The sequence below is a fragment of the Nocardioides marmoraquaticus genome, from assembly GCF_054777915.1.
In genome coordinates, this window is the sequence record NZ_BAAHAA010000015.1 from 73,011 (window position 1) to 97,763 (window position 24,753).

Sequence of the window (24,753 nt, forward strand, 5' to 3'; positions counted from 1 at the left end):
TCCGGACACACCACGACCCGCCTCCGGGCAAGGAGCGGGTCGTGGGTCGGTCGTCCGGAGGACGGAACGTCAGTAGGGGTCGACGCGGCGCTGCTCGACGTGGGTGGTGCGGGTGCGCTGCTTGTTCATCACCAGCGCCAGCACGATGGCCAGCACGCCGACGATGATGAGGATCCACCCGAGGGTGCTCCACTCGACGTTGAGCGCGTCGATGCGCGGGATGCTCACGACGTCGAAGGCCAGGATCAGGCCGACGAGCAGCAGCACGATGCCAAGTCCGATGCCCATGGGGGCCTCCTCTCGCTCCGGCACGCATGTTCCCCGATCGGGCCGTTCACATGCGCACGCACGACGAGGGCCCGCCGCGGTCGCGGCGGGCCCTCGTCGTGTCGTGTCTAGAAGCTGGCCTCGTCGAGGTCCATCAGCGCGAGGTCGGTGGACTCGAGGATGGCGCGCTCGGCGGTGAGCTTGGGCAGGTTGTGCTGGGCGAAGAACTGGGCCGCGGCGATCTTGCCCTCGTAGAACTTCACGTCCTTCTCCGACAGACCGCCCTCGTCGAGGCGCTTCAGCGCGACCTCGGCGCCGCGCAGCAGCAGCCAGGCGCACACCACGTCACCCAGCGCCATCAGCAGGCGCGAGGTGTTGAGGCCGACCTTGTAGATGTTGCGCAGGTCGCCACCCTCGGCGTTGGGGTCGGCGCTCATCAGCACCTCGATCAGGGTGCCGACCATCGCCTGGCCGTCCTGCAGCGCGGTGGCCAGCAGGCCGCGCTCGTTCTTGAGCCGACCGTTGCCGGCCTCGCTCTTCAGGAACGCCTCGATCTCGCCGGCGAGGTGGCCGAGCGCCTGGGCCTGGTCCTTGACGATCTTGCGGAAGAAGAAGTCCTGGCCCTGGATCGCGGTGGTGCCCTCGTAGAGGGTGTCGATCTTGGCGTCCCGGACGTACTGCTCGATGGGGTACTCCTGCAGGAAGCCGGAGCCGCCGTACGTCTGCAGCGACTCGGTGCCGAGCAGGGTCCAGGAGCGCTCGGAGCCGTAGCCCTTGACGATCGGCAGCAGCAGGTCGTTGACCCGCATCGCGAGCTCGTCGGTCTCACCGGCGTGCTCGGCGAGCTGGACGCGGTCCTGCCACGACGCGGTGTAGAGCACCAGCGCGCGCATCGCCTCGGCGAAGGACTTCTGCACCATCAGCGAGCGGCGCACGTCGGGGTGGTGGGTGATGGTGACGCGCGGGGCGGTCTTGTCGGCCGCCTGGGTCAGGTCGGCGCCCTGCACCCGGCTCTTGGCGTAGTCGAGGGCGTTGAGGTAGCCGGTCGACAGCGTCGCGATGGCCTTGGTGCCGACCATCATGCGGGCGTTCTCGATGACCTGGAACATCTGCGCGATGCCGTTGTGCACCTCGCCGAGCAGCCAGCCGCGGGCCTCCTCGCCGCCGCCGACGCTGCTGTCGCCGAAGGTGAGCTCGCAGGTGTTGGAGACCTTGATGCCCATCTTGTGCTCGACGTTGGTGACGTAGACGCCGTTGCGCTCGCCGGTCAGCTCGCCGGTCTCGAGGTCGAAGTGGTGCTGCGGCACCACGAACAGCGACAGGCCCTTGGTGCCCGGGCCGCCGGCGCCCTCGACGCCGGAGGGGCGGGCCAGGACGAGGTGGACGATGTTCTCGCCGAGGTCGCTCTCGGCGGAGGTGATGAAGCGCTTGACGCCGGTGATGCTCCAGGTGCCGTCGTCGTTGGGCGTGGCCTTGGTGCGCCCGGCGCCGACGTCGGAGCCCGCGTCGGGCTCGGTGAGCACCATCGTGGTCGTCCACTGGCGGTCGATGATGTGCTGCGCGACCTGCTTGTCGCGGTCGTTGCCGTTGCGGTGCACGATGCCCGCGAACGCCGGGCCCGCGCCGTACATCCAGATCGGGGCGTTGGCGCCGAGCACCATTTCGCCGAGCGCCCACACGAGGGTGGCGGGGGCGGGGGTGCCGCCGAGGTCCTCGGAGAGCTGCAGCCGCCAGTACTCCGCGTCCATCCAGGCCCGGTAGCTCTTCTTGAAGCTCTCGGGCAGGGGCGCGGTGTGGGTGGCGGGGTCGAAGACCGGGGGGTTGCGGTCGCTGTCCTCGAAGGAGGCGGCGAGGTCCTCGCGGGCGAGCCGCTCCACCTCGCCCAGGATCGAGCGGGCGGTGTCGCCGTCGATCGCCTCGAACGGGCCCTGGCCCAGCACCTCGTCGCGACCGAGCACCTCGAAGAGGTTGAACTCGATGTCGCGCAGGTTGGTCTTGTAGTGGCTCACAGCCGGCTCTCCTCGGTGGGGAAGATCGTGGTTACCCGCTGGTTCTACCAGCCGGTAACTTCAAGTATCGCCAGCACCACCCCCTCGCGCAAGGAATCCGGGCCATCGGCGGGCGGGTGATGCGCGCCACCGCGGGATCGCCGTCTGACAGACTCGCCCCATGCGTGTGTCCGCGAAGGCCGACTACGCACTGCGGGCGCTCATCGAGATCGCGGTGCGCGACGACGGGCGTCCCGTCAGCGCCGAGGAGCTCGGCAGGCTCCAGGACATCCCCCACGGCTTCCTGCAGGCGATCCTCGCCGACCTGCGCCGCGCCGGCATCGTCGTGAGCCAGCGCGGCCAGTCCGGCGGCTGGCGCATGGCCACCGAGCCCGCCCGGGTGACCGTGGCCGACGTCATCCGCGCCGTCGACGGCCCACTGGTCAGCGTCTACGGCCTGCGGCCCGAGGCGGTCTCCTACAACGACACCGCCGAGGTGCTTCAGCTCGTCTGGATCGCCGCCCGCTCGTCGCTGCGCGAGGTCTTCGAGAGCGTCACCATCGCCTCGCTCGCAGCCCGCGCACTGCCCCCCGACGTCGCCGCCCGCACCGAGGACGAGGACGCCTGGCAGCCGCACTGAGGGCTCCCACCTGGCGTTTCGTCTACCCGCTCCTGTCGCGGCGGCTTCACCGCAGGTTCACCGTGACGTACGACGGCGGGGTCACGCTCGCGACATGGCACGTCGCAAGCTGATCTGGCACCTGGGTCTGCCCGACCCGGCCCGCCCGGTGCTCCCGGCCACCCTCGACACCCACCGCGAGGCGCTCGCCGACCTCGGGGTCCACGTCGCCGCCGACGCCGCCGAGGCCGAGCGCGCGGTGCACGAGCTGCTGCACACCCACCGCGAGGCCGGCCTCAAGCGCAAGCAGGTGCAGGGCACCTGGTCGCGCATCGCCGACCGGGTCTGGGCGCACCGCGGCACCTCGGTCGTCTCCACCCCCGGACTCTGCGCCGCCGACGGCGAGTGGCTGCGGCTCGCCCTCGACCCGCTCATCGGCGTCGAGGTGCAGCTGGTGCTGACGGCCGAGCCGCTGGCCGACCAGGTGTACGGCGCCTGGGTCGGCGACCTGCTCCGCGGCGGGCGCTCGGGCCTGCGCAAGCACGCCGGACGGGTGCTGCGGGCCGTCGAGGTCGAGGCCCCGCCCGACGACCACGAGCCGGACGCCGTCGGCCCCGACGAGGGCGCCCTGTTCTGGCGGGGCCACGACCTGGCTGCCGTGGCGTCGCGGTGGGGCTGGACCTTCCACGCCGACCGGGTCCACGTCGTGGCCGGCGCCCCGGAGACCCACTGGGCGGCCGTCGCCGACCTGCTCGGTGCCGACCCGCTCGCCCTGCCGCCGGTCGTGGCGACGTACGCCGACCCGGCCGCGGCCGCCGTGCTGCGCGAGGTCAACCGTCGCGCGGAGGAGCCGGTCGCCCTGGCCGAGCGCCGCGCGCTGCTGGCGGGGGAGGACGGCGAGGCCGAGGACGCCGCGCCCCGCCCGGGTCGCGACCTCTCGCCGCTCGCGCCCGTGGTCGAGCGCTGGTCGAAGGACCTGGCCGACGCCGGCCACGACGTGCGCGGCGACCTCGTCGCGCTGCTCGACGACCAGGCCGCCCAGCCGCTGCCGGGTCCCCGCACCCGCCTCTCCGTGGCCGCCCAGGTCCTCGCCGAGACCCTGGCCGAGCGCAGCGCGCTGCGTGATCGCGTCGCCGAGCTCGAGGCCGAGGTCGCCACCCTCGACCGCAAGCGCCGTACCTGGAAGCGCCGCGCCAAGCACGGCGCCGACCTCGCCGCCGTGGGCTGAGCGCCGACTGCTTACTCGGGGACGGGGTCGACGCGCTCGGCGAACCACTCCACGAGGGGGCGGAGGCGGCGCCAGTCCCGGCGGACCTCGTCGAGCAGGGCGGGGGTGTGGATCACGGGCTCGAAGCCGAGGTCGCGGCCCAGCGTGAACGACCTGTGGCGCAGCAGGTCGATGCGCGGGTGGTCGGCCGAGCAGCCACGCGGGGTGGTCTTGAGCCGCTCGCCGCCCAGGGTGAAGCCGTGGCGGCGTACCCGCCGCAGCAGGGTCTCCAGCTCGGTGCCCGAGTGCTCGGCGTCGATCGCGGCCCGCACGCGGGCGAGGTCGGGCGGCGCGACGGAGTAGAGCCCGGCGCCGACGCGCACGCCGGGGGCGCTGACCTGGACGTACCAGCCGAGCCCGGGGCCGGCGTGGACGACTGCGCCCTGGTGGGTCTTGTACGGCGTCTTGTCCTTGCGGAAGCGCACGTCGCGGTAGGGGCGGAAGATCTTCGCCGGCCCGAACTCCGGCGCCAGTGCCGCCACCAGGGCCTCCATCGGTGCGCGCACCGAGGCGTCGTACACGTGCCTGTGGGCGGTCCAGAACGACTTGGTGTTGTCGAGCTCGAGGTCGTCGTAGAAGTCCAGCGCGGCCACCGGGAAGCCCTCGAACTCGGAGATGGTCGCTCCTGTGGTCGCTGTCGCGGGCACGTCACCGGGTCTCGACGCGCCCGGCGCGACCTCGTGCCTCGGTCGCGGGGCTTGCTCGACCTTGGGCCGCGACGGCGCTGCGCTCCTGCGTCGCCCCGCGCCTGCGGCCTCGAGCGGACGACGAGACTCGAACTCGCGACATCGACCTTGGGAAGGTCGCGCTCTACCAACTGAGCTACGTCCGCGTGCCCCGGTCGCCCGGGACGCCTCGGAAGGCTACCCCACGGGCGCCAGGGTGGGACGTCGCGGGGACAGGCCGTCGCCCGACGAGCGACCGGTCAGCCGGCGGTGCACCCACGGGACCGCGTGCTCGCGGGCCCAGGCGGCGTCGGCGCGCAGGCGCACGGCCAGCGGCACGTCGGCCGCAGGCATCGGGTCGGGCACGTCGAGCGTGTGCTCGACGCCCAGGGCGTCGAGCACGGTGGCGGCGACGACGCTGTGACCGCGGGCGTTGAGGTGCATCCGGTCCGCGGCGAAGACGTCGTCGACGCTGTCGCCGCGCAGCCGCCACAGGTCGACCAGGGTGGTGCCGTGGCGGTCGGCGATCTCGCGCACGTGCTCGTTGAACAGCGCGAACCGACCGCGCAGCGCGGCGTACAGGCCGCTTCCGCCCGGGTCGTAGCAGGTGAAGATCGCGACCGTGGCGCCGGTGGCGCAGAGCCGCCCGACGGCCGCGTCGTACGCCGCCGCGAGGTCGTCGAGGTCGACCCGCGGTCGCAACACGTCGTTGGCGCCGGCGTGGAGGGTCACGAGGTCGGGGCCGAGGGCGATGGCCGGCTCGACCTGCTCGTCGAGGATCGCCAGCAGCTTGCGACCCCGGATCGCCAGGTTGGCGTAGCCGAGCTCGTCGGTCTGCGTGGCCAGCACCTCGGCCACCCGGTCGGCCCAGCCGCGCACGCCGTGGGGCCGGGTCTCGTCGTCGTCGCCGACGCCCTCGGTGAAGGAGTCGCCGAGGGCGACGTAGCGGTGGAACGGCATCAGATCTCGGTGCGGTGGAAGTTGGCGTAGGAGCGCGACGGGGTGGGGCCGCGCTGGCCCTGGTAGCGCGAGCCGTACTTGGCCGAGCCGTAGGGGTGCTCGGCCGGCGAGGAGAGCCGGAAGAAGCAGAGCTGGCCGATCTTCATGCCCGGGTAGAGCTTGATCGGCAGGGTGGCGACGTTGGCCAGCTCGAGCGTGACGTGGCCGGAGAAGCCGGGGTCGACGAAGCCGGCCGTCGCGTGGGTCAGCAGCCCGAGCCGACCCAGCGAGCTCTTGCCCTCGACGCGCGCGGCCAGGTCGTCGGGCAGCGTCACGACCTCGTACGTCGACCCCAGCACGAACTCGCCGGGGTGCAGGATGAACGGCTCGTCGCCCTCGGCCACCACCTCGCGGGTGAGGTCGGACTGGTCGGCCGCGGGGTCGATGTGGGGGTAGCGGTGGTTCTCGAAGACCCGGAAGTAGCGGTCGAGCCGGAAGTCGATCGACGACGGCTGGATCATCGCGGGGTCCCACGGCTCGACCACGATGCGGCCGGCCTCGGTCTCGGCGCGGATGTCGCGGTCGGAGAGCAGCACGGGCGTCAACCTACCCGGGCTGTGGCCCCCGTCGCGGTGACAGGTTGATCAGCGGCAAGTTAGGCTGCCCTAAGTAAGCCTGTCCTTCCCCCGCCCCCGATCCCGGGAGACCCCATGAGCGCCGCCGCCGTCTCGCCGATGCCCCTGGTCCTCGCCGAGATCGAGGCGGTCCGGGTGACACGGCTCAGCCCCGGCTTCGTGCGGGTCGAGTTCGCCGGGCCCGAGCTGGCCGACCTCGGCGTCGACGGCCCCTGGCTCGACCAGCGGCTCAAGCTCGTCTTCCCGTTCGCGCCCGGGCACCCGCTGCCGGACGTCACGGCACTCGGGGCCGACTGGTACGCCGCCTGGCGCGCGATGGAGCCGGAGGACCGCGGCCACGTCCGCACCTACACCGTGCGCGACGTGACCGGGTACGGCGTCGACACCCGTCTGGTCATCGACTTCGTCGTCCACGAAGACGGCCTGGCCGGCCCCGGAGCCTCGTGGGCGATGCGGGCCCAGCCCGGCGACCGCGTCATCACGCTCGCGCCGCGGCGGGGGATGCCGTTCGGCGGCATCGAGTTCACCCCCGGCGACGCCGAGCAGCTCTTGCTCGTCGGCGACGAGTCGGCCGTGCCCGCCGTCGCCGGCATCCTCGCCGGGCTGCCCTGCGACGCCGTGGGAGCGGCGTACCTCGAGGTGCCCGACCCCGCCGACATCCAGGACCTGCCCTGCCCGCCCGGCGTCACGGTGCGCTGGCTGCCGCGCGGCCACGAGGAGGTCGGCACCTGCCTGGTGCCTGCCGTCCGGTCGTACGTCGGCCTCCCCGCGGCGGTGGCGGCCCCCACCGACCTCGAGGTCGACCCCGACCTGTGGGAGACCCCGATGTGGTCGAGCTCCGGCGAGCCCGTCGACCCGGCCGCCCCGGTCGCCCACGGCCAGCTCGACGGCGTCTTCGCCTGGATCGCCGGCGAGTCGGCCATGGTCACCCGCCTGCGCCGCGCCCTCGTCACCGAGCTCGGCGTCGACCGCCGCCAGGTCGCCTTCATGGGCTACTGGCGTCGCGGTGTGGCGATGATGAGCTGAGTGCTTCTCGCGGCGGCAAAGTCACTGGTTAACCAGTGACTTTGTCGCTGGACCACGCATGCATTCGTGGCTCAGCGACAGACTTCGTGGCTCAGTGACGCCGTCGGCGGTCCTGTCGTCCGGAAACGCCGACGGGGCGGGCCGCCGTCACCAGGTGACCGCGGCCCGCCCCGTTCGGGAACCTCAGAGGTCGAACAGCGAGCTGGCCCCCGAGATGTCGGCGTCCTTGCGGGGCTCGTGGGCCTCGCCGTTCGACGCCGGGCGGGACCCGTTCTGGGCCTGCGACTCGGCCTCGACCTCCGCGTCGGCAGCGGCCTTGGCCGGCTCCTCGCCCTCGGCCTCGTCCTCCTCGACCGTGGCCTCCGCCTCGGTCGGAGCGGCCGCGGGCTCGTCCGCCTGCGGGGCGGGCGACTCCGGCTCGGCCGAGGTCGATGCCGCGGCGGCGCCCCCGGACAGGCTGGCCTTGATGTCCTTCAGGCTGCGCACCGGCGCCGCGGCCTGCGGCTCGACCTCCTGCTTGGCCTCCTGCTCGGGCTCGGCCTCGGGCTCCGGGGCCGGCTCGGCAGCCGCAGCCGCAGCCGCAGCCGGCTCTGCGGCCGGGGCCGCACCCGTCTCGGACCGTCCGCCCTCGGCGGGCGGCAGGTCGAACATCGAGCGGCCCGGGGCGTACTTGCCGCCCAGCCCGCCCTCGCTCGATCCGCTCGCCACGGGCTTCTCCGCCACCGCCGCCCCGGCCCCGTCGGGCTCGGCGTCACTGCTCTCCACGACGTCCTGGCGTGCCGTCGGCTCCTCGGCGGTCGCCGCCTGCTCGGTCGCCTGCGGCTCGGCGTGACCGGGGTCCGCCTCCTCGGAGGACGCGGCCGGTACGGCGCTCGCAGCCGCCGGAGCAGCCGTCACCGTCGTCTCCTCCGGCTCGGCGAGGTCGAAGAGCGAGCCGCCCTTCGGGACCTCGGTCGCCGGGGTGCTTGCCGTGCCGCTGCTGGTGGGTGCGACCGGCTCGGGCTCCGGCTGCGCCTCGGGAGCCTCCTGGGCGGCCGGCGCGGTCGGCGCGGTCGGCGCGGTCGGCGCGGTCGGCTCCGGCCGCTCGACCGTCGTCTCCTCCGGCTCGGCGAGGTCGAAGAGCGAGCCGCCCTTCGGGACCTCGGTCGCCGGGGTGGACGACGTGCCGCTGCTGGCGGGCGCGGCCGGCTCGGGCTCCGGCTGCGCCTCGGGAGCCTCCTGGGCGGTCGGCGCGGTCGGCTCCGGCCGCTCGACCGTCGTCTCCTCCGGCTCGTCGAGGTCGAAGAGCGAGCCGCCCTTCGGGACCTCGGTCGCCGGGGTGGACGACGTGCCGCTCGAGGCGGGGGTGTCCTCGGCCCTTCGAGACGGTTGCTGCGCAACCTCCTCAGGGATCGAGGGGGACGGTTGCTGCGCAACCTCCTCAGGGACCGAGGGGGACGGGGTGTCGTTCGCCTCAGTCGTCGGGGAGGTCGAGGTGTCGTCCGAGCCGACGTCGAACAGCGAGCCGCCGGACGACGTGGCCTCGACGGGCTCGGCCGACGGGGTGTCGTCCGAGCCGACGTCGAACAGCGAGCCGCCGGACGACTTGGGCTCGGCCGACGAGCCGGCGTCGAACAGCGAGCCGCCGGACGACGTGGCCCCGACGGGCTCGGCCGACGAGCCGGCGTCGAAGAGCGAGCCACCGGAGGGCTTGGCCTCGGCCGACGAGGAGTCGGCGTCGAAGAGCGAGGCCTTGGCCGCGGGGGCGGCGTCGTCGGTGCCGCCGGGGGTGTCGAACAGCGAGCCGCCGGAGGCGGGCTCGTCGGCCTCGGTGGCGAACAGGGACGCACCGGCCGGGGGCGCGGCGTCGTCGGTCGAGGACGGCTCGGGCTCGGCCGCCGCACCGGGCTCCATGGACCCGTCGGACTCGGGGCCGTCGAACAGCGAGCTGCCCCCGCCCGAGGCCTTGGCCAGCGGGCCGACCTCGTTGGTCTCGGTGACGGTGTCGTCGGTGACGGTCACGTCACCCGGCGACGGCTCCGCCTTCGTCTCCACGGGAGCCGCAGCCGGCGCCCCCGCTCCGACGAGCTGGCGCTTGGCCGCCGGCGACTCGCCCTTGACCGAGGCGAGCAGCATCTGGGCGACGTCGAGCACCTCGACGTCCTCGGACGCCTCGCCGTTGGACTGCTTCATGGTCAGGCCGTCGGAGAGCATGACGCGGCAGAAGGGGCAACCGACGGCGATCTGCTGGGCGCCGGTGTCGACGGCCTCCTGGGTGCGGTTCATGTTGATCCGCTCGCCGACCTTCTCCTCCATCCACATGCGCGCCCCGCCGGCGCCGCAGCAGAAGGACCGCTCGGAGTTGCGCGGCATCTCGGTCAGCTCGGCGTCGGGGATGACCTGCAGCAGCTCGCGCGGCGGCGAGTAGACGCCGTTGTGACGGCCGATGTAGCAGGGGTCGTGGTAGGTGACCGACCGCTTGGGGCCGCCGTTGGTGGCGACCGGGGTCAGCTTCTTCTCGCGCACCAGGCGGTTGAGCAGCTGGGTGTGGTGCACGACCTCGAGCTCGACGCCGAAGGCGGCGTACTCGTTCTTCAGCGTGTTGAAGCAGTGCGCGCAGGTGGAGACGACCTTCGTGGCCTTCGACTCCTTGAGCACCTCGGCGTTCTGCGTGGCGAGGCCCTGGAAGACGAACTCGTTCCCGGCACGTCGGGCGGGGTCGCCGGTGCAGGTCTCGCCGTTGCCGAGCACCGCGAAGTCGACGCCGGCCATGTCGAGCAGCTCGGCGACCGCACGGGTGGTCTTCTTGGCGCGGTCCTCGTAGGCGCCGGCGCAGCCGACCCAGAACAGCCACTCGACCTCGTCGAGCGACTCGACCTGCTCGCCGACGACCTTGACCTCGAAGGGCAGGTCCTTGGCCCAGTCGAGGCGGGCGTTCTGCGACATGTTCCAGGGGTTGCCCTTGTTCTCCAGACCCTTGAAGAGTCCGTTGAGCTCGGCCGGGAAGTTCGACTCCACCAGCACCTGGTAGCGCCGCATGTCGACGATGTGATCGACGTGCTCGATGTCGACGGGGCACTGCTGCACGCACGCGCCGCACGAGGTGCAGCTCCACAGCACGTCGTCGTCGATGACGGCGCCGCCGGTGGGGTTCCAGGCCCAGTCGCCCTCCGTCGCGCCGACCAGCGGGCGCTCGGCCTCGGCGAGCGTCGTCGCGGGAAGGGCGGCGCGGGCCTCGTCGGAGTCGGCGAGCAGGTACGGCGCCTTGGCGTGCGCGTGGTCGCGCAGCTGCAGGATCAGCATCTTGGGCGACAGCGGCTTGTCGGTGTTCCACGCCGGGCACTGGCTCTGGCAGCGACCGCACTCGGTGCAGGTCGAGAAGTCGAGGATGCCCTTCCAGGAGAAGTCCTCGACCGCGCCGACACCGAGCTTGGTGTCCTCGTCCATGTCCTCGAGGTCCTCGAAGTCGATGGTCTTGCCGCCCGACGTCATCGGGGCGAGACCGCCGAGCGCCGTGCGGCCCGTGGCGTGGCGCTTGAAGAAGATGTTGAAGAACGCGAGGAACCGGTGCCATGCCACGCCCATCGACGGGCGCAGCGAGACCACGATCATCCAGGTGAACGAGATGACGATCTTGGCCGTCGCGACGACCCAGATCAGGTTGGCCAGGCCGGACTCGGAGACGCCGGAGAACGCCTCGCCGAGCCAGGAGGTCAGCGGGAAGTGGAAGGCGCTGGCGTAGTCGGGGTCCTCGTAGGTGGCGTAGGCGTACTCGAGCCCGCGCAGCAGCACGATGCAGATGCCGACGCCGAGGATGACGAGCTCGACGAAGTAGCCCTGCCACATCGTGGAGCCGAAGAACCGGCCGCGGGGGCCGCGCACGCGCTCCTTGGGGCGGGTGGCGCGGTAGTAGATGAAGGCGACGATCGCGACCAGCATCACCCAGGTCAGCAGCTCGGTGGCCCACTCGAAGAGGAAGAAGTGGCCGAGCAGCGGGATGTGGAAGCCGGGGTCGAAGAGCTGGCCCAGGGCCGTGACGAGGGTGAAGAACAGCAGCCCGAACCCGGTCATGATGAACCAGTGGCCGGCGCCGACCCACGACCACTGCAGCATCCGGGTGTGGCCCAGCGTCTCCTTGACGAGGGTCACGGTGCGGGCGGGGATGTTGTCGGTGCGGTGCGTCGGCTGACCGACCTTCACCGTCGCGATGATCTGGCGGATCGCGCGCACGAAGAGCGTCGTCCCGACCACCGCGATGGGCAGCGAGATGAGGAGCGCGAGGACCTGCAGGACCGGCATGGGGGAACTCCCGTCGGGGCTGAGTCCGCGGCGTGGGCCACGGACAGACGTCGGCCCGGTGAGCCTAGACCTCCAGGCGCCCGCGGCACGGCCGATGTGACCAATGCTACCTGGCGGTAACTTCAGGCTCGGCCCCGCCAGCCCACCCGCCGCGACACCGCGCGCGCCGTACCGGTGACCGCGGCGACCAGGCCGTCTTCGTCGACCTGCTCCCGGACGTCCCAGGTGACGGCCACGCCGCCCACCGGGCCGCCGTTGTGGTCGAGCACGGCGACGGCGACCGACGCGAAGCCCGGGGTGACCTCGCCGTCCTCACGCGCCCACCCCCGCCGCCGGGTCTCCGAGAGCAGCCCACGCAGCGCGGTCAGGCTGGTCGGCCCGCCACCGTGGCGGTCGACGAAGGCCGAGCGGTCGGGGTGCAGCGCCCGCACCTGGGCCTCGGGCAGCGCGGCGAGGATGGCGCGGCCGCTGGCGGTGAGCGCGGCGGGCAGGCGTACGCCGACGTCGGTCACCAGCGGCGGTCGACCCGGTGCCCGCTCCTCGAGCACGTAGAGCACGTCGCGCCCGTGGGGGACGGCGAGGTGGGCCGAGCGTCCGGTGCGGTCGACCAGGTCGACGAGGGGGCGTCGCGCGAGCCGCTGGAGCGGCGCCTGCCGGGTGTAGCCGGAGCCGACCTCGAAGGCGGCGATGCCCAGGCAGTAGCGGGCGTCCTCGGCGACGTGGGAGACGAATCCCTCGTCGGCCATGGCGCGCAGCAGGTGGTAGGCCGTCGAGCGGGGCAGCCCGACGGCGGCCGCGATCCGGTCGACCGGCACCGGGTCGGGCTGCGAGGCGAGGAAGCGCAGCACGCGGAGGGCCCGCGTGGCGGCCGGCACCTGGCTCGGCTGCTCGCTCACGGGCCCGAACCTAGCCCCGACCGTCCCGTTGGCGCCCCAGCACCCGACGTGCGGTGGCATGCTGGTTGCGCTCGCCAACCGATCTCGGACCCAGGAGCCCCCGTGCGCCGTGCCGCCCCCCTCCTCCTCGCACTGCTCGTCGCGACGACCCTGCTGGTGACGCCAGGCTCCGCGAGTGCCGCCCGGCTGCCCAGCAAGGCCACCTGGGAGCGGCAGGACGCCGCGATCATGAAGGGCTCGGTGGGGTGGCTGCGCGACCGCGTCGAGCGCGCCGGCGACGACGAGCGGCTGGCGATCAACCTCGACATCGACAACACATCGCTGGCGACGCACTACGCGAAGGGCCGGCCGGTGAAGCCGACGCTTCGCCTGGCCAAGGAGGCCCGCCGCCTCGGCGTGAAGGTCTTCTTCAACACGGCACGACCGCTCGACCGGCTCGACGCCGCCGTCGAGCAGCTGGAGGCCGCCGGCTTCCCCGTCGACGACATCTGCGGCCGGCGCCCGGGCCTCACCCTGGTGGAGGGCAAGCAGGCCTGCCGCGCCGGTTTCGCCGCGGACGGCTTCACCATCACCGCCAACGTCGGCAACCGCCCGACCGACTTCACCGGTGGCGGCTACGAGAAGAAGTACAAGCTGCGCTCCTACGCCGGCCGCCTGAGCTAGCGCGTCAGGTCTGGAAGAACCAGTCGGTCATCCGGGACGAGGTGCCCGGGCAGGTGATGTTGAAGTCGCGGGAGTCCATCACCCACTGCGACATCACCGCCTGGCCGCCCTGGATCACCCGGTCGGGGCCGCAGCGACGCGTCGCCTCCGCCTGCGAGGTCTGCCCCGCCGCGCGCCACTCGGGCACACCGAGCGAGAACCCACCCACCACCTCGGCCCACATGTACGCCGTGGAGTAGACGCCGACCTGGTAGCCCGCGTCGGTGTAGCCCCGCGCCGCCCCCTCGACGACGGCCGCGTTGGCCGCCTGGTCGCCGCTCCAGTCGAACGACGGCACCGGCTCGACGTCGAGCCACACGATCGGCGTGCGGAACCCGATGCGCTGCATGGTCGCGATCGTCGCCCGCGCCTGCTGGTAGCCCACGTTGCGCATCGCGCCGAGCGGTGTGCCGCCGTCGTACGGCCCCTTTCCGCCGTAGCGGGTGAGCTGGTCGCCGTAGGGGCTGGAGAGCACGGCGTACGCCGCCACCAGGAGCTGCCGCTGCTCCACCCACGCGAGCTGGTCGGCGATGCACGGGTTGACCGTGAAGCCCGGGCCGTTGGTCAGGCCGATCACGACGAACTTCGCCGCGGGCACCGGCATCGGCATCCCGAGCGTGCGCTTCTCGGGGATGCCGAGGCCCGGCGGGCACTGCGGCCAGCTGACGTCGCCGCCGATGACCGGGCCGCTCATCGGCTCGACGTCCTCGATCCCCTCCGGCACCGTCACGTCGGGGACCGCGGGTCGCTGCGCCTTGCGCGGCGTCGGGCTCGGTGCCGCGCTGGTGGGGGTGGGCTCCTGCTCGGGGGCTGCCTCGACGGTCTCCGCCGTCCGCCGCGACTCGGGCTCGAGCGGCGCCTGGCACGCCGTCAGCGCGAGCGCACCCACCAGCGCCACTGCCGTGCCGACCCGCCTCATCCGCTGCCTCCTCGCGGGCTCGATGGTGTCACGGGGGCGGGCGGGCGGCGGCGGATCGCACGACAACGCTCCGTGGCCGACGCACCCCTCACGTCTCGGATCCGAGACAGCAGGGTCGCTGCGGCGCTGGCGGCGCGGGCCCGGCGAGCGAAGACTGGGCCGCATGCAGGTGGTGGAGGTGGGCGTCGGGCCGGTGGGCCCGGCCGACGTGGTGGCGGTGGCGCGGCACGGCGCCGGGGTGCGGCTGTCCGACGACGCGCTCGCAGCGATCGACCGGGCCCGCGAGGCCGTCGAGGTGCTCGCCGCGGGCGAGCGGCCGGCGTACGGCGTGAGCACCGGGTTCGGCGCGCTGGCCACCCGCCACATCCCGGCCGGGCTGAGGGCGCAGCTGCAGCGCTCGCTGGTGCGCAGCCACGCCGCGGGCTCCGGCCCCGAGGTCGAGCGCGAGGTCACCCGGGCGCTGATGCTGCTGCGGCTCAGCACGCTCGCGACCGGTCGCACCGGCGTACGACGCGAGACCGCGCAGCTGCTCGCCGACCTGCTCAGCCACGAGATCACGCCGGTGGTGCACGAGTTCGGCTCGCTCGGCTGCTCCGGCGACCTCGCCCCGCTCAGCCACTGCGCGCTCGCGCTGATGGGGGAGGGCACCGTGCGCGACGCCGCTGGTGACCTGGGACCCGCCGCCGAGGCCCTGGCCGCTGCGGGGCTCGTCCCCGTCGAGCTCGCCGCCAAGGAGGGCCTCGCGCTGATCAACGGCACCGACGGCATGCTCGGGATGCTCGTGCTCGCGCTCCACGACCTCGACCTGCTCGTGCGCACCGCCGACGTCGCCGCGGCGATGAGCGTCGAGGCGCAGCTCGGCACCGACCGGGTCTTCGCCGAGGAGCTGCAGGCGCTGCGGCCGCACCCCGGTCAGGCCGCGAGCGCGGCCAACCTGCGCGCGCTGCTCATGAGCTCGGGCGTCGTCGCGAGCCACCGCGGCCCCGACTGCCTGCGCGTGCAGGACGCCTACTCGCTGCGCTGCTCCCCGCAGGTGCACGGCGCCGTGCGCGACACCCTCGACCACGCCCGCCTCGTCGCCTCCCGCGAGCTCGCCAGCGCCGTCGACAACCCCGTGGTCGCGGACGCCGACGACCCGAGGCTCGAGTCCAACGGCAACTTCCACGGCGCCCCGGTCGCCTACGTGCTCGACTTCGCGGCCATCGTCGCGGCCGACCTCGCCTCCATCAGCGAGCGGCGTACCGACCGCTTCCTCGACAGGGCCCGCAACCACGGCCTGCCGCCCTTCCTCGCCGACGACCCGGGGGTCGACAGCGGGCTGATGATCGCGCAGTACACCCAGGCCGCCGTCGTCTCCGAGCTCAAGCGCCTCGCCGCCCCGGCCAGCGTCGACTCGATCCCCTCCAGCGCCATGCAGGAGGACCACGTCTCGATGGGCTGGTCGGCCGCCCGCAAGCTGCGCCGCGCCGTCGACGGCCTCGCGCGCGTGCTCGCCGTCGAGGTCATGGCCGGCGCCCGCGCGCTCGACCTGCGGCGGCCGCTCGAGCCGGCGCCCGCCACCGAGGCCGTCGTACGCCGCCTCCGCGGCGCCGGTGTCGCGGGCCCCGGCCCCGACCGCCACCTCGCGCCGGAGATCGAGACCACCCACCAGCTCGTCGTCAGCGGGGCCGTCGTGGCCGCCGCCGAGTCCGTGATCGGAGAGATGTCATGAGCGACAACCCGCGCCTGCCCATCCACGCCCCCCGCGGCCCCGAGCTCTCCGCGCGCTCGTGGCAGACCGAGGGCGCGCTGCGGATGCTGATGAACAACCTCGACCCCGAGAACGCCGAGCGCCCCGAGGACCTCGTCGTCTACGGCGGCACCGGCAAGGCCGCGCGCAGCTGGGAGGCGTACGACGCCCTCGTGCGCACCCTGCGCGACCTGCGCGACGACGAGACGATGCTGGTGCAGAGCGGCAAGCCGGTCGGCGTCATGCGCACCCACGCCTGGGCGCCGCGCGTGCTCATCGCCAACTCCAACCTCGTGGGCGACTGGGCGAACTGGGAGGAGTTCCGCCGGCTGGAGGACCTCGGGCTCACGATGTACGGCCAGATGACCGCCGGCTCGTGGATCTACATCGGCACCCAGGGCATCCTGCAGGGCACCTACGAGACCTTCGCCGCGGTCGCCGAGAAGCGGTTCGGCGGCACCCTCGCCGGCACCATCACGCTCACCGCCGGGCTCGGCGGCATGGGCGGCGCGCAGCCGCTCGCGGTCACGATGAACGACGGTGTCGCCATCTGCGTCGAGGTCGACCAGCAGCGGATCACGCGCCGCATCGAGCACCGCTACCTCGACGTGCAGGCCGACGACCTCGACCACGCCTGGCAGCTCGCGGTCGAGGCGCGCGACGCCCGCCGACCGCTGTCGATCGGGCTGCTCGGCAACGCCGCCGAGGTCTTCCCGGCCGTGCTCGAGCGCGACCTGCCGGTCGACGTCGTCACCGACCAGACCAGCGCGCACGACCCGCTGTCCTACCTGCCCCTCGGCGTGGAGCACGGCGACTGGCACGACGCCGCCCGGCGCGACCCCGACGGCTTCACCAAGGACGCGCAGGCCTCGATGGCCGCCCACGTGCGAGCGATGGTCGAGCTGCAGGACCGCGGCGCGGAGGTCTTCGACTACGGCAACTCCATCCGCGACGAGGCCCGCAAGGGCGGCTACGACCGCGCCTTCGAGTTCCCCGGCTTCGTCCCCGCCTACATCCGCCCGCAGTTCTGCGAGGGGCGTGGCCCCTTCCGCTGGGCCGCCCTCTCCGGCGACCCCGCCGACATCGCCGCCACCGACAAGGCCGTGCTCGAGCTGTTCCCCGACGACGAGCGGCTGCGGCGCTGGATCACCATGGCCGGCGAGCGGGTGCACTTCCAGGGCCTGCCCGCCCGGATCTGCTGGCTCGGGTACGGCGAGCGCCACCGCGCCGGGCTGAAGTTCAACGAGATGGTCGCCAGCGGCGAGCTCAAGGGCCCGGTCGTCATCGGCCGCGACCACCTCGACTGTGGCTCGGTCGCCTCGCCGTACCGCGAGACCGAGGCCATGCTCGACGGCTCCGACGCCATCGCCGACTGGGCGCTGCTCAACGCGCTGGTCAACACCGCCTCCGGCGCCACCTGGGTCTCGATCCACCACGGCGGCGGCGTCGGCATCGGCCGCTCGATCCACGCCGGCCAGGTCTGCGTCGCCGACGGCACCGACCTCGCCGCCCAGAAGCTCGAGCGCGTGCTGACCAACGACCCCGGCATGGGCGTGGTCCGCCACCTCGACGCCGGCTACGACCGCGCCGTCGAGGTCGCCGCCGAGCGCGGCGTCCGCGTGCCGATGTCCGAGCGCTGACCGAGTCGTGTGCCTGAGGGGACGCCATGGCGTCCTCCCAGGCACACGACCCGCACGTTTCGCTTGCGTGAAGAAGCGCACCCGCCTCTACCGGTAGCGGGTGGCGCGGCACTACCGTCCCCTGGGGGGTCGTGACGAGTGGGAGGCGCGCAATGACGGACCTGGTCGACCGGCCCGCAAGCCTGGGGGCGCAGCTGCGTCGGCGCAAGCCGATCGACCTGGCGCGCTCGGGCCACGGGGGTGAGCTGGAGCGGAGCTTCGGCACGTTCCAGCTGATGATGTTCGGCGTCGGCGCCACTGTCGGCACCGGCATCTTCTTCGTGCTGCAGGAGGCGGTGCCCGACGCGGGGCCGGCGGTGATCGTCGCCTTCCTGGTCGCCGGGCTCGGCGCGGGGCTGTCGGCGATCTGCTACGCCGAGGTGGCGGGCTCGATCCCGGTGAGCGGGTCGACGTACTCCTACGCCTACCACTCCATGGGCGAGGTGGTGGCGATGGTCGTCGCCGCCTGCGTGCTGCTGGAGTACGGCGTGAGCTCGGCCGCCGTCTCGGTGGGGTGGAGCGGCTACCTCAACGAGCTGCTGCAGAACACGATCGGCGTCCGCATCCCCGACGCGCTGTCGTACTCGCCGATCCCCTACGACGACAACACCACGGGGCTGGTCAACCTCCCGGCCGTCGTGCTGGTGCTGATGTGCATGGTGCTGCTGGTCCGCGGAGCCAGCGAGTCGGCGCTGGTCAACACGGTCATGGTGGTGGTCAAGCTCGGCGTGCTGATGCTCTTCGTGGTGGTGGGGCTGACGGCGTTCCAGACCGACAACTTCGCCGGCTTCTGGGACTCCGGCGCCAGCGGCATCGGGGCGGCCGCCGCGACCATCTTCTTCTCCTTCATCGGGCTGGACGCGGTGTCGACGGCCGGGGAGGAGGTGCGCGACCCGCAGCGGGCGCTGCCCCGCGCGATCATGGGCGCGCTCGTGGTGGTCGTGACGATCTACGTGCTGGTGGCGCTGGCGGGCGTCGGCGCGCAGCCGGCCTCGGAGTTCGAGAGCCCCGAGCAGCAGAGCGCCGGCCTCTCGGTCATCCTCACCAACATCACCGGCAGCACGGTGCCCGGCACGATCCTCGCCGCCGGGGCGGTCATCTCGATCTTCTCGGTGACGCTGGTGACGCTCTACGGGCAGACCCGGATCCTGTTCGCGATGGGCCGCGACGGCATGCTGCCCGACCGGTTCGCCTCGGTGAACCCCCGCACGCTGACCCCCACCTTCAACACCGTGGTCGCCTCGGTCGTGGTGGCGCTCATCGCCGGGTTCGTGCCGTCCGACTACCTGTGGGACACCGTCTCCATCGGCACGCTGATCGCCTTCATCGTCGTCGCGCTGGCCGTGCTGGTGCTGCGTCGTACGGCGCCCGAGCTGCACCGGCCGTTCCGCGTCCCGGGCTACCCGGTCACGCCCCTGCTGACGATCGCGGTCTGCGTCTACATCCTCTCCGGGCTCGCGCTGGTGACCTGGGTGATCTTCGCGACCTGGCTCGCGGTGGTGCTGGCGTTCTACCTGCTGTGGGGCCAGCGGCACGCGACGCTCAACCGTGGCGTCGTCGCCGACACCGACGTGCCCTCCTCCGACACCGACGCCGACGCCGACGGGGGCGCGCGGTGACCCTCGTCGTCGCCCACCCGCCGCACAAGGAGGACCGGGCTGCGCTGCACCTGGCGGCGTCCCTCGCCCGGGCTGCGAAGACCGACCTGCGGCTGGTCAGCGTCGTCCCCGCGCCCTGGCCGACGCCGGTCGCGGGCGGGCCCGACAAGGAGTACGCCCGGTGGTCGCGCGAGTACGGCGAGCAGGCGGTCGCCGCCGCCACCGCCGCGCTCGCCGAGCACTGCCCCGACGTCGAGGCCAGCGCCACCGTGCGGTCGGGCTCGTCGGTCGCCGCCGCGCTCATCGACGAGGCCGGCGACGCCAGCGCGGCGATGATCGTCATGGGCTCCGGCAGCGACGGCTCCTGGGGGCGGGTCGTGCTCAGCTCGACCGCCGACCGCCTGCTGCACTCCTCGCCCGTGCCGGTTGCCGTCGCCCCCCGCGGCTTCCGCGCCGAGCCCGGCGCCCGGACCTTCCGCGCCACCTGCGCCTTCCGCGGCGACCGTGCCTCCGAGGCCGTGCTCGAGCGGGCCGCCAAGATCTGCAAGGGCATCGACGCCGAGCTGCGGGTCGTCACCTTCGCCGTGCGCGGCCGCACGATGTACCCGCCCGAGGTGCTCGGCGAGGCCGACGTCCTCGACGCCTACCTCGAGGAGACCGCCCGCCGCCAGGAGCGGGCCGTCGCCGGCCTCAGCGACCCGCCCAACCTCGTCGACACCGCCGTCGTCAGCGGCCGCACCTGGGCCGAGGCCCTCGAGCAGGTCGACTGGCACCCCGACGACGTGCTCGTCGTCGGCTCGTCGTCGGCCAGCCTGATGTCGCGCCTCTTCCTCGGCTCCAACGCCACGAAGATCGTGCGCCACTCACCGGTGCCCGTCGTGGTGGTGCCGTAGGGCCGGTGCCGGTGGGTGGTTCCTTCCGCCCGGGAAGACCCGCCTACGCCGACGGCCTCGCGAACCACACCGTCCGCTTGGTCCACACCCCCGGGTCGAGCCGGTCGCCGGAGCACACCACGATCGCGACCTGCGGCCGGCCGTCGTCGGCGTAGTAGCGGAAGAACGGCTGGTCGGCGTCGACCTCGACCCGGTCGGTGACGCGGTAGCACAGGCTGCGGCCCTCGCCGGCGAGCACGACGCGGCCGCCCTCCGCGAGCCCGGCGAGGAGCCGGTTGCCGAGGGCCGTCTCCTCGGGGCCGCCGGGGAACGTGTGGGCGTTGAGCAGCACGTTGCCGCGCCGGTCACCGGGCTGGACGCCCTGGTCGCGGTCGTAGGCGAGCTGCAGCTTGCCGACCGCGTCGGTCGGCGGGGTGCCCGGCACGTGCTCGGAGGCGCGCGGCGGGGCGACCACCGTCAGGTCGCGGCCGACGCCGGGGACGGTCGCGGAGGTCGGCTCGAACGGCTCGGCCGTCGTCGGGCAGGGCTTGCGCTCCAGCCGCTGACCCTCGGTCGACGCCGGCGCCGCGGTCGAGACGGGTCGCTCGGGGGCGGTGGTCGGCTCGGGCGAGCCGCCGCAGCCGACGAGCACCAGCAGCCCGACCAGCCCGACGACGCCCCTCACGAGACCTCGCGCCGCTGCCACCACCGGCGGCGTCCCGTCGGGCGCGGAGCGGGTGCGGGCGGCGTACGACGACGACGCTCGCGCAGGCGCTCGGCCCAGGCCGCGACCTCGTGCTCGACGTCGCGGGTGGGTGTGACCACCGGCGGACCGCCCTGGAGCTGGCGGCGGGCCTCGACCACGCGGCGGTTGAAGTCGGTGAGCAGCTGGCGCACCTGGTCCTCGGTGGTCTCGCGGTCGAGCAGCCCGTCGAGCTCGGCGTCGTCCTTGCGCAGCTGCAGCGCGGGTGGGAGCACACCGGTGATGCGCTCGCGCTCGACGAGCTTCTTGAGCCACCAGTCGCGGTCGTCGGGGGAGCCGAGGTCCTTCAGTGGCTTGCCGGCGCCGGCGAGGTTGTCGAACTCCCCGCGCGCCATCGCCCGCTCGATCTGCAGGTCGACCCACCGCGCCTGGTGGTGGATCCGCGTCGCGGCGGCCGAGGACCCCGTGCGCTCGTCGCGCTCGGTGGTGCTGCGCTCGCGCCGCGCCCGCTGGTCCTCGCGGTGCAGGTCGCGCTCGTCGTGGCCGTCGTGGTCGGGCATCAGGTGCTCCGGGGTCGGGTGCTCCGTGGCTCCAGCGTACGGGGCGGGCGTCCGCCGAGGAGCGGTCCGGACGCCGGGTACGTCGCCCCTCGGCCGGGCGGCGCCCCGGGACGCGAGCGGCCTAGGCTCGCCCGGTGCTCGAGGACGTCTCGCTGACCGTGCTGGCGCTGCTCGCGCTGGCGGGGCTCACGGCGGGGTTCGTCGACGCGGTCGTCGGGGGTGGTGGGCTGGTGCAGCTGCCGGCGCTGCTGCTGGGTCTGCCCGGGGCCTCCCCGGTCGAGGTGCTCGCGACCAACAAGGCGAGCGCGGTGTGGGGCACCGCGACGAGCAGCGCGACGTACGTGCGTCGGGTCCGCCCCGACCGGGCCACCTTCGTGCCGCTGATGCTCGCGGCCTTCGTCGGCTCCGCGCTCGGCGCGGTCGTGGCCACGCGCATCAGCAAGGAGGTCTTCACCCCTGTGGTGCTCGTGGCGCTGCTGCTGGTCGGGTCCTACGTGCTGCTGCGGCCGTCGATGGGCGAGGTCACCGAGCTCCGGTTCACCGGACGCCACCACACGGCGGCGGCCGTGGCCACGGGTCTGCTCGTCGGGTTCTACGACGGGGTGCTCGGGCCGGGCACGGGCAGCTTCTTCGTCATCGCGCTGGTGGGGCTGATCGGCTTCGACTTCCTGCAGGCGTCGGCCCAGGCCAAGATCGCCAACGTCGCGACCAACCTGGCCGCCCTGGTGGTCTTCGTGCCGATGGGCGCCGTGCTCTGGCCGGTCGCGGTGGTCATGGGTGCCGCCAACCTGCTCGGCGGGTGGCTCGGGGCGCGTACGGCGATCAGCCGCGGCAGCGGGTTCGTGCGGGGGTTCTTCCTGGTCGTGGTGGGCGGGTTCGTGGTGCGTCTCGGGGGTGAGGTGCTCGGGCTCTGGGGGTAACGCACCTTGTCGGTGGGCGGCCCTATTCTGAGCGCGACGATGAGTTCACGTCACCGGCGTGGTCCACCTCGTCGAACCCACGCAGGAGGTGTGATGCCAGCGGCGATCACGGCCAGGGGACTGGTCAAGACCTACGGCACGGTGCGGGCCCTCGACGGGCTCGACCTGACCGTCGAGCAGGGCACGGTGATGGGGCTGCTCGGCCCCAACGGAGCCGGCAAGACCACGACCGTGCGGGTGCTGACGACCCTGCTGCGGCCCGACGCCGGCGAGGCCGAGGTCGCGGGTGTCGACGTGCTCGCCCAGCCGCAGGAGCTGCGGCGGCGCATCGGCGTCTCGGGGCAGTACGCCGCGGTCGACGAGCACCTGTCGGCCCGGGAGAACCTCGACATGGTCGGCCGGCTCTACCACCTCGGCAAGGGCGCCAGCCGGCGTCGGGCCGAGGAGCTGATCGAGCGCTTCGACCTCGTCGCCGCGGCCGACCGCCCGGTCAAGGGCTTCTCCGGCGGCATGCGCCGGCGGCTCGACCTCGCCGGCGCCCTGGTCGCGCAGCCGCCGGTCTTGTTCCTCGACGAGCCCACCACCGGCCTCGACCCCCGGGGCCGCGCCGGCATGTGGGACGTCATCGAGGACCTCGTCGCCGGGGGCACCACGCTGCTGCTCACCACGCAGTACCTCGAGGAGGCCGACCGCCTCGCCGACCGCATCGCCGTCATCGACCACGGTCGCGTCATCGCCCTCGGCACCGCCGACGAGCTGAAGTCGCAGGTGGGCGGCGAGCGGGTGGAGGTCGTGGTCGCCGACCCGGTCGACCTCGACCGTGCCGCCGAGGCCGCCCGGGCGCTCGGTCAGGGCGAGCCCAGCCTCGACCGTCGCGACGACCGGCTCACCGTCCCCGTCGACGGCGGCGCGTCGGTGCTCGTCGAGCTGCTGCGCCGGCTCGACGCCGAGGGCATCGGCGTGCGTGACGTCGGCCTGCGCCGACCCACCCTCGACGACGTCTTCCTGCGCCTGACCGGCAAGCCGGTCGACGAGACCGCCCCCGACGACAGCACCGAGCAGGAGAAGGAGGTCGCGCGATGACCGCCACCGACGACGCCCGGTCCGAGACCGGCAGCCCCGGGGCCAGCCCCGTGGTGCTGGCCCGCCCCGGCCCCGTCAAGGAGCTGCTCCTCGACACCGCCACCATCACCCAGCGCAACCTGCGCAAGATCCTGCGGGTGCCCGACCTGCTGGTCTTCACGCTGCTCTCGCCGATCATGTTCGTGCTGCTCTTCGCCTACGTCTTCGGCGGCGCGATCGGCGACCAGGGCGGCGCGAGCTACCGCGAGTTCCTCATCGCCGGCATCTTCGCCCAGACGGTCGTCTTCGGCTCGACCTTCACCGGCTTCAGCCTGGCCGAGGACCTGCAGAAGGGCATCGTCGACCGGTTCCGCTCGCTGCCGATGTCACCCGGCGCCGTCGTCTTCGGCCGCACCCTCGCCGACGTCGGCATCAACGTGCTCAGCCTGCTGGTGATGGCGCTGACCGGTCTGCTGGTCGGCTGGCGCATCCGCACCGACGTGCTGAGCGCGATCGGCGGGTTCCTCGTGCTGCTCGTCTTCGCCTACGCGATCAGCTGGGTGATGGCCTACGTCGGCCTGCTCGTGCGGACGCCCGAGGTCGTCAACAACGCCTCGTTCATGGTGATCTTCCCGGCGACCTTCTGCGCCAACACCTTCGTGCCGCTCGACACCCTGCCCGGCCCGCTCGCGACCTTCGCCGCGTGGAACCCCGTCTCCACCGTCACGCAGGCCGCGCGCGAGCTCTTCGGCAACACCGGGGGCGCGCCCGCCGGGTCCGACGCCTGGTCGCTGCAGCACCCGGTGCTCTACACCCTGCTGTGGGCCGTGGCGATCGTGGCGGTCTTCGCCCCGCTGGCGATCAAGCAGTACCAGCGCGCCGCCAGCCGCTGAGGCCCCGCCCAGCCCTGACGCACGTCGAGCCCGCACCCCCGAGGGAGTGCGGGCTCGACGCGTGTCCGGGAGTCGGCGGCTAGAACACCCGTCGACGGGTGCCGCCGATCGGCGCCAGGTTGAGCACCAGCCCGACGACGATCAGCACGATGCCGATCGTCGTGAGGATGGACTGGGGCAGGACGAGACCGAGGACGAGCAGGATCAGGCCGAGCACGATCATGGTGAGGCTCCTTCGTCACGGATGGGCGGTGACAGTTCGTACCCCGTCTAGTAGTGACACAAACAGTGTCACGAACGTGGTGCCCGCTCGAGGCTCGCGCGGTCAGGGCTGGTGCGCGGGCAAGCCGATGCTGGACCGCTCCCTGAGGAGCCTGCGAGGAACGCGCAGGCGTCACGAAGGGTGGCCCCTTCGTGGCTGGGACTGCTGAAGGTTCGGTTGTCATCTGATCTGTGGCGACATCTGTCGCCGCTGGAAGGATGTCGACCATGCCCGCTCCCCACCCCAAGGAGTTCCGCGACGACGTCGTCGCGGT

Annotated in this window: 22 protein-coding genes and 1 tRNA gene; 11 read left to right on the forward strand and 12 right to left on the reverse strand. The window is 73.2% G+C overall.

Annotated elements, in window-relative coordinates:
• Positions 1-69: 69 nt before the first annotated feature.
• A complete protein-coding gene (locus tag ACYU8I_RS12540) occupies positions 70-288 on the reverse strand; it encodes a DUF6458 family protein (RefSeq protein ID WP_460841256.1) in 219 nt (72 codons plus the stop codon).
• A 107-nt stretch (positions 289-395) separates the two neighbouring features.
• Positions 396-2,276 carry an acyl-CoA dehydrogenase gene (locus ACYU8I_RS12545; RefSeq protein WP_460841259.1) on the reverse strand — a complete coding sequence of 627 codons (1,881 nt, stop codon included), beginning with the start codon at positions 2,274-2,276 and terminating at the stop codon, positions 396-398.
• A gap of 160 nt (positions 2,277-2,436) precedes the next feature.
• On the opposite strand from ACYU8I_RS12545, the gene ACYU8I_RS12550 reads away from it, so the two are divergent.
• On the forward strand, positions 2,437-2,895 hold the full coding sequence (locus ACYU8I_RS12550; RefSeq protein ID WP_460841261.1) for an RrF2 family transcriptional regulator: 459 nt from the start codon (positions 2,437-2,439) through the stop codon (positions 2,893-2,895).
• A 94-nt stretch (positions 2,896-2,989) separates the two neighbouring features.
• Positions 2,990-4,102, forward strand: coding sequence for a hypothetical protein (locus tag ACYU8I_RS12555; RefSeq protein WP_460841263.1), 1,113 nt, complete (start codon positions 2,990-2,992; stop codon positions 4,100-4,102).
• A gap of 11 nt (positions 4,103-4,113) precedes the next feature.
• On the opposite strand, the gene ACYU8I_RS12560 is transcribed toward ACYU8I_RS12555, so the two are convergent.
• The 4 genes from ACYU8I_RS12560 to dcd all read right to left on the reverse strand — a co-directional run bounded on the left by ACYU8I_RS12560 (position 4,114) and on the right by dcd (position 6,341).
• Positions 4,114-4,788 carry a DUF2461 domain-containing protein gene (locus ACYU8I_RS12560; protein ID WP_460841265.1) on the reverse strand — a complete coding sequence of 225 codons (675 nt, stop codon included), beginning with the start codon at positions 4,786-4,788 and terminating at the stop codon, positions 4,114-4,116.
• A 112-nt stretch (positions 4,789-4,900) separates the two neighbouring features.
• Positions 4,901-4,973, reverse strand: a tRNA-Gly gene (locus tag ACYU8I_RS12565).
• Positions 4,974-5,004: 31 nt separating this feature from the next.
• On the reverse strand, positions 5,005-5,766 hold the full coding sequence (locus tag ACYU8I_RS12570; RefSeq protein ID WP_460841267.1) for an SGNH/GDSL hydrolase family protein: 762 nt from the start codon (positions 5,764-5,766) through the stop codon (positions 5,005-5,007).
• On the reverse strand, positions 5,766-6,341 hold the full coding sequence (dcd, locus tag ACYU8I_RS12575; protein WP_460841269.1) for a dCTP deaminase: 576 nt from the start codon (positions 6,339-6,341) through the stop codon (positions 5,766-5,768). Before dcd ends, ACYU8I_RS12570 begins: the two co-directional genes overlap by 1 nt.
• 114 nt (positions 6,342-6,455) lie before the next feature.
• Between dcd and ACYU8I_RS12580 the strand changes: the two genes are divergently transcribed.
• Complete coding sequence (locus tag ACYU8I_RS12580; RefSeq protein ID WP_460841271.1) at positions 6,456-7,406, forward strand: siderophore-interacting protein; 951 nt, start codon at positions 6,456-6,458, stop codon at positions 7,404-7,406.
• Positions 7,407-7,589: 183 nt separating this feature from the next.
• Here ACYU8I_RS12580 and ACYU8I_RS12585 read toward each other — a convergent pair whose 3' ends face one another.
• On the reverse strand, positions 7,590-11,684 hold the full coding sequence (locus tag ACYU8I_RS12585; RefSeq protein WP_460841273.1) for a heterodisulfide reductase-related iron-sulfur binding cluster: 4,095 nt from the start codon (positions 11,682-11,684) through the stop codon (positions 7,590-7,592).
• A gap of 122 nt (positions 11,685-11,806) precedes the next feature.
• Entirely contained in the window at positions 11,807-12,580 is a 774-nt protein-coding gene (locus ACYU8I_RS12590; RefSeq protein ID WP_460841275.1) for an IclR family transcriptional regulator, read from the reverse strand.
• A gap of 102 nt (positions 12,581-12,682) precedes the next feature.
• Between ACYU8I_RS12590 and ACYU8I_RS12595 the strand changes: the two genes are divergently transcribed.
• The gene (locus tag ACYU8I_RS12595; RefSeq protein WP_460841277.1) at positions 12,683-13,243 is read left to right on the forward strand and encodes an HAD family acid phosphatase; all 561 of its coding nucleotides are present in this window, start codon (positions 12,683-12,685) and stop codon (positions 13,241-13,243) included.
• A gap of 4 nt (positions 13,244-13,247) precedes the next feature.
• On the opposite strand, the gene ACYU8I_RS12600 is transcribed toward ACYU8I_RS12595, so the two are convergent.
• On the reverse strand, positions 13,248-14,201 hold the full coding sequence (locus tag ACYU8I_RS12600; RefSeq protein WP_460841278.1) for a hypothetical protein: 954 nt from the start codon (positions 14,199-14,201) through the stop codon (positions 13,248-13,250).
• A 163-nt stretch (positions 14,202-14,364) separates the two neighbouring features.
• On the opposite strand from ACYU8I_RS12600, the gene hutH reads away from it, so the two are divergent.
• The 4 genes from hutH (at position 14,365) to ACYU8I_RS12620 (ending at position 20,100) form a co-directional block, all read left to right on the forward strand.
• Positions 14,365-15,912, forward strand: a complete 1,548-nt coding sequence (gene hutH / locus ACYU8I_RS12605; RefSeq protein WP_460841280.1) for a histidine ammonia-lyase — start codon at positions 14,365-14,367, stop codon at positions 15,910-15,912.
• Positions 15,909-17,570: a urocanate hydratase gene (hutU, locus tag ACYU8I_RS12610; protein WP_460841282.1), complete on the forward strand. Its 1,662-nt coding sequence runs from the start codon at positions 15,909-15,911 to the stop codon at positions 17,568-17,570. Before hutH ends, hutU begins: the two co-directional genes overlap by 4 nt.
• 152 nt (positions 17,571-17,722) lie before the next feature.
• Positions 17,723-19,228 carry an amino acid permease gene (locus tag ACYU8I_RS12615; protein WP_460841284.1) on the forward strand — a complete coding sequence of 502 codons (1,506 nt, stop codon included), beginning with the start codon at positions 17,723-17,725 and terminating at the stop codon, positions 19,226-19,228.
• Positions 19,225-20,100: a universal stress protein gene (locus ACYU8I_RS12620; protein ID WP_460841287.1), complete on the forward strand. Its 876-nt coding sequence runs from the start codon at positions 19,225-19,227 to the stop codon at positions 20,098-20,100. The genes ACYU8I_RS12615 and ACYU8I_RS12620 overlap by 4 nt, the downstream gene beginning before the upstream one ends.
• Positions 20,101-20,143: 43 nt before the next feature.
• On the opposite strand, the gene ACYU8I_RS12625 is transcribed toward ACYU8I_RS12620, so the two are convergent.
• Both ACYU8I_RS12625 and ACYU8I_RS12630 read right to left on the reverse strand, forming a co-directional pair.
• Complete coding sequence (locus ACYU8I_RS12625) at positions 20,144-20,764, reverse strand: class F sortase (protein ID WP_460841290.1); 621 nt, start codon at positions 20,762-20,764, stop codon at positions 20,144-20,146.
• On the reverse strand, positions 20,761-21,342 hold the full coding sequence (locus ACYU8I_RS12630; RefSeq protein ID WP_460841292.1) for a DnaJ family domain-containing protein: 582 nt from the start codon (positions 21,340-21,342) through the stop codon (positions 20,761-20,763). The genes ACYU8I_RS12625 and ACYU8I_RS12630 overlap by 4 nt, the downstream gene beginning before the upstream one ends.
• 134 nt (positions 21,343-21,476) lie before the next feature.
• Between ACYU8I_RS12630 and ACYU8I_RS12635 the strand changes: the two genes are divergently transcribed.
• The 3 genes from ACYU8I_RS12635 to ACYU8I_RS12645 all read left to right on the forward strand — a co-directional run bounded on the left by ACYU8I_RS12635 (position 21,477) and on the right by ACYU8I_RS12645 (position 24,217).
• Entirely contained in the window at positions 21,477-22,262 is a 786-nt protein-coding gene (locus tag ACYU8I_RS12635) for a TSUP family transporter (RefSeq protein WP_460841294.1), read from the forward strand.
• Positions 22,263-22,355: 93 nt separating this feature from the next.
• Complete coding sequence (locus ACYU8I_RS12640; protein ID WP_460841296.1) at positions 22,356-23,345, forward strand: ATP-binding cassette domain-containing protein; 990 nt, start codon at positions 22,356-22,358, stop codon at positions 23,343-23,345.
• Positions 23,342-24,217, forward strand: coding sequence for an ABC transporter permease (locus ACYU8I_RS12645; protein WP_460841299.1), 876 nt, complete (start codon positions 23,342-23,344; stop codon positions 24,215-24,217). The genes ACYU8I_RS12640 and ACYU8I_RS12645 overlap by 4 nt, the downstream gene beginning before the upstream one ends.
• Positions 24,218-24,296: 79 nt before the next feature.
• Here the strand turns inward: ACYU8I_RS12645 and ACYU8I_RS12650 are convergent, their stop codons facing one another.
• Positions 24,297-24,440: a hypothetical protein gene (locus ACYU8I_RS12650; protein WP_460841300.1), complete on the reverse strand. Its 144-nt coding sequence runs from the start codon at positions 24,438-24,440 to the stop codon at positions 24,297-24,299.
• Positions 24,441-24,753 lie beyond the last annotated feature (313 nt).

Excerpts from the sequence above, each read along its gene's own strand:
- ACYU8I_RS12540 (WP_460841256.1), bottom strand. The coding sequence starts at position 288 with ATGGGCATCGGACTTGGCATCGTGCTGCTGCTCGTCGGCCTGATCCTG.
- ACYU8I_RS12550 (WP_460841261.1), top strand. The coding sequence starts at position 2,437 with ATGCGTGTGTCCGCGAAGGCCGACTACGCACTGCGGGCGCTCATCGAG.
- ACYU8I_RS12555 (WP_460841263.1), top strand. The coding sequence starts at position 2,990 with ATGGCACGTCGCAAGCTGATCTGGCACCTGGGTCTGCCCGACCCGGCC.
- ACYU8I_RS12570 (WP_460841267.1), bottom strand. The coding sequence starts at position 5,766 with ATGCCGTTCCACCGCTACGTCGCCCTCGGCGACTCCTTCACCGAGGGC.
- ACYU8I_RS12580 (WP_460841271.1), top strand. The coding sequence starts at position 6,456 with ATGAGCGCCGCCGCCGTCTCGCCGATGCCCCTGGTCCTCGCCGAGATC.
- ACYU8I_RS12585 (WP_460841273.1), bottom strand. The coding sequence starts at position 11,684 with ATGCCGGTCCTGCAGGTCCTCGCGCTCCTCATCTCGCTGCCCATCGCG.
- ACYU8I_RS12600 (WP_460841278.1), bottom strand. The coding sequence starts at position 14,201 with ATGAGGCGGGTCGGCACGGCAGTGGCGCTGGTGGGTGCGCTCGCGCTG.
- hutH (WP_460841280.1), top strand. The coding sequence starts at position 14,365 with ATGCAGGTGGTGGAGGTGGGCGTCGGGCCGGTGGGCCCGGCCGACGTG.
- hutU (WP_460841282.1), top strand. The coding sequence starts at position 15,909 with ATGAGCGACAACCCGCGCCTGCCCATCCACGCCCCCCGCGGCCCCGAG.
- ACYU8I_RS12615 (WP_460841284.1), top strand. The coding sequence starts at position 17,723 with ATGACGGACCTGGTCGACCGGCCCGCAAGCCTGGGGGCGCAGCTGCGT.
- ACYU8I_RS12630 (WP_460841292.1), bottom strand. The coding sequence starts at position 21,342 with ATGCCCGACCACGACGGCCACGACGAGCGCGACCTGCACCGCGAGGAC.
- ACYU8I_RS12640 (WP_460841296.1), top strand. The coding sequence starts at position 22,356 with ATGCCAGCGGCGATCACGGCCAGGGGACTGGTCAAGACCTACGGCACG.
- ACYU8I_RS12645 (WP_460841299.1), top strand. The coding sequence starts at position 23,342 with ATGACCGCCACCGACGACGCCCGGTCCGAGACCGGCAGCCCCGGGGCC.
- ACYU8I_RS12650 (WP_460841300.1), bottom strand. The coding sequence starts at position 24,440 with ATGATCGTGCTCGGCCTGATCCTGCTCGTCCTCGGTCTCGTCCTGCCC.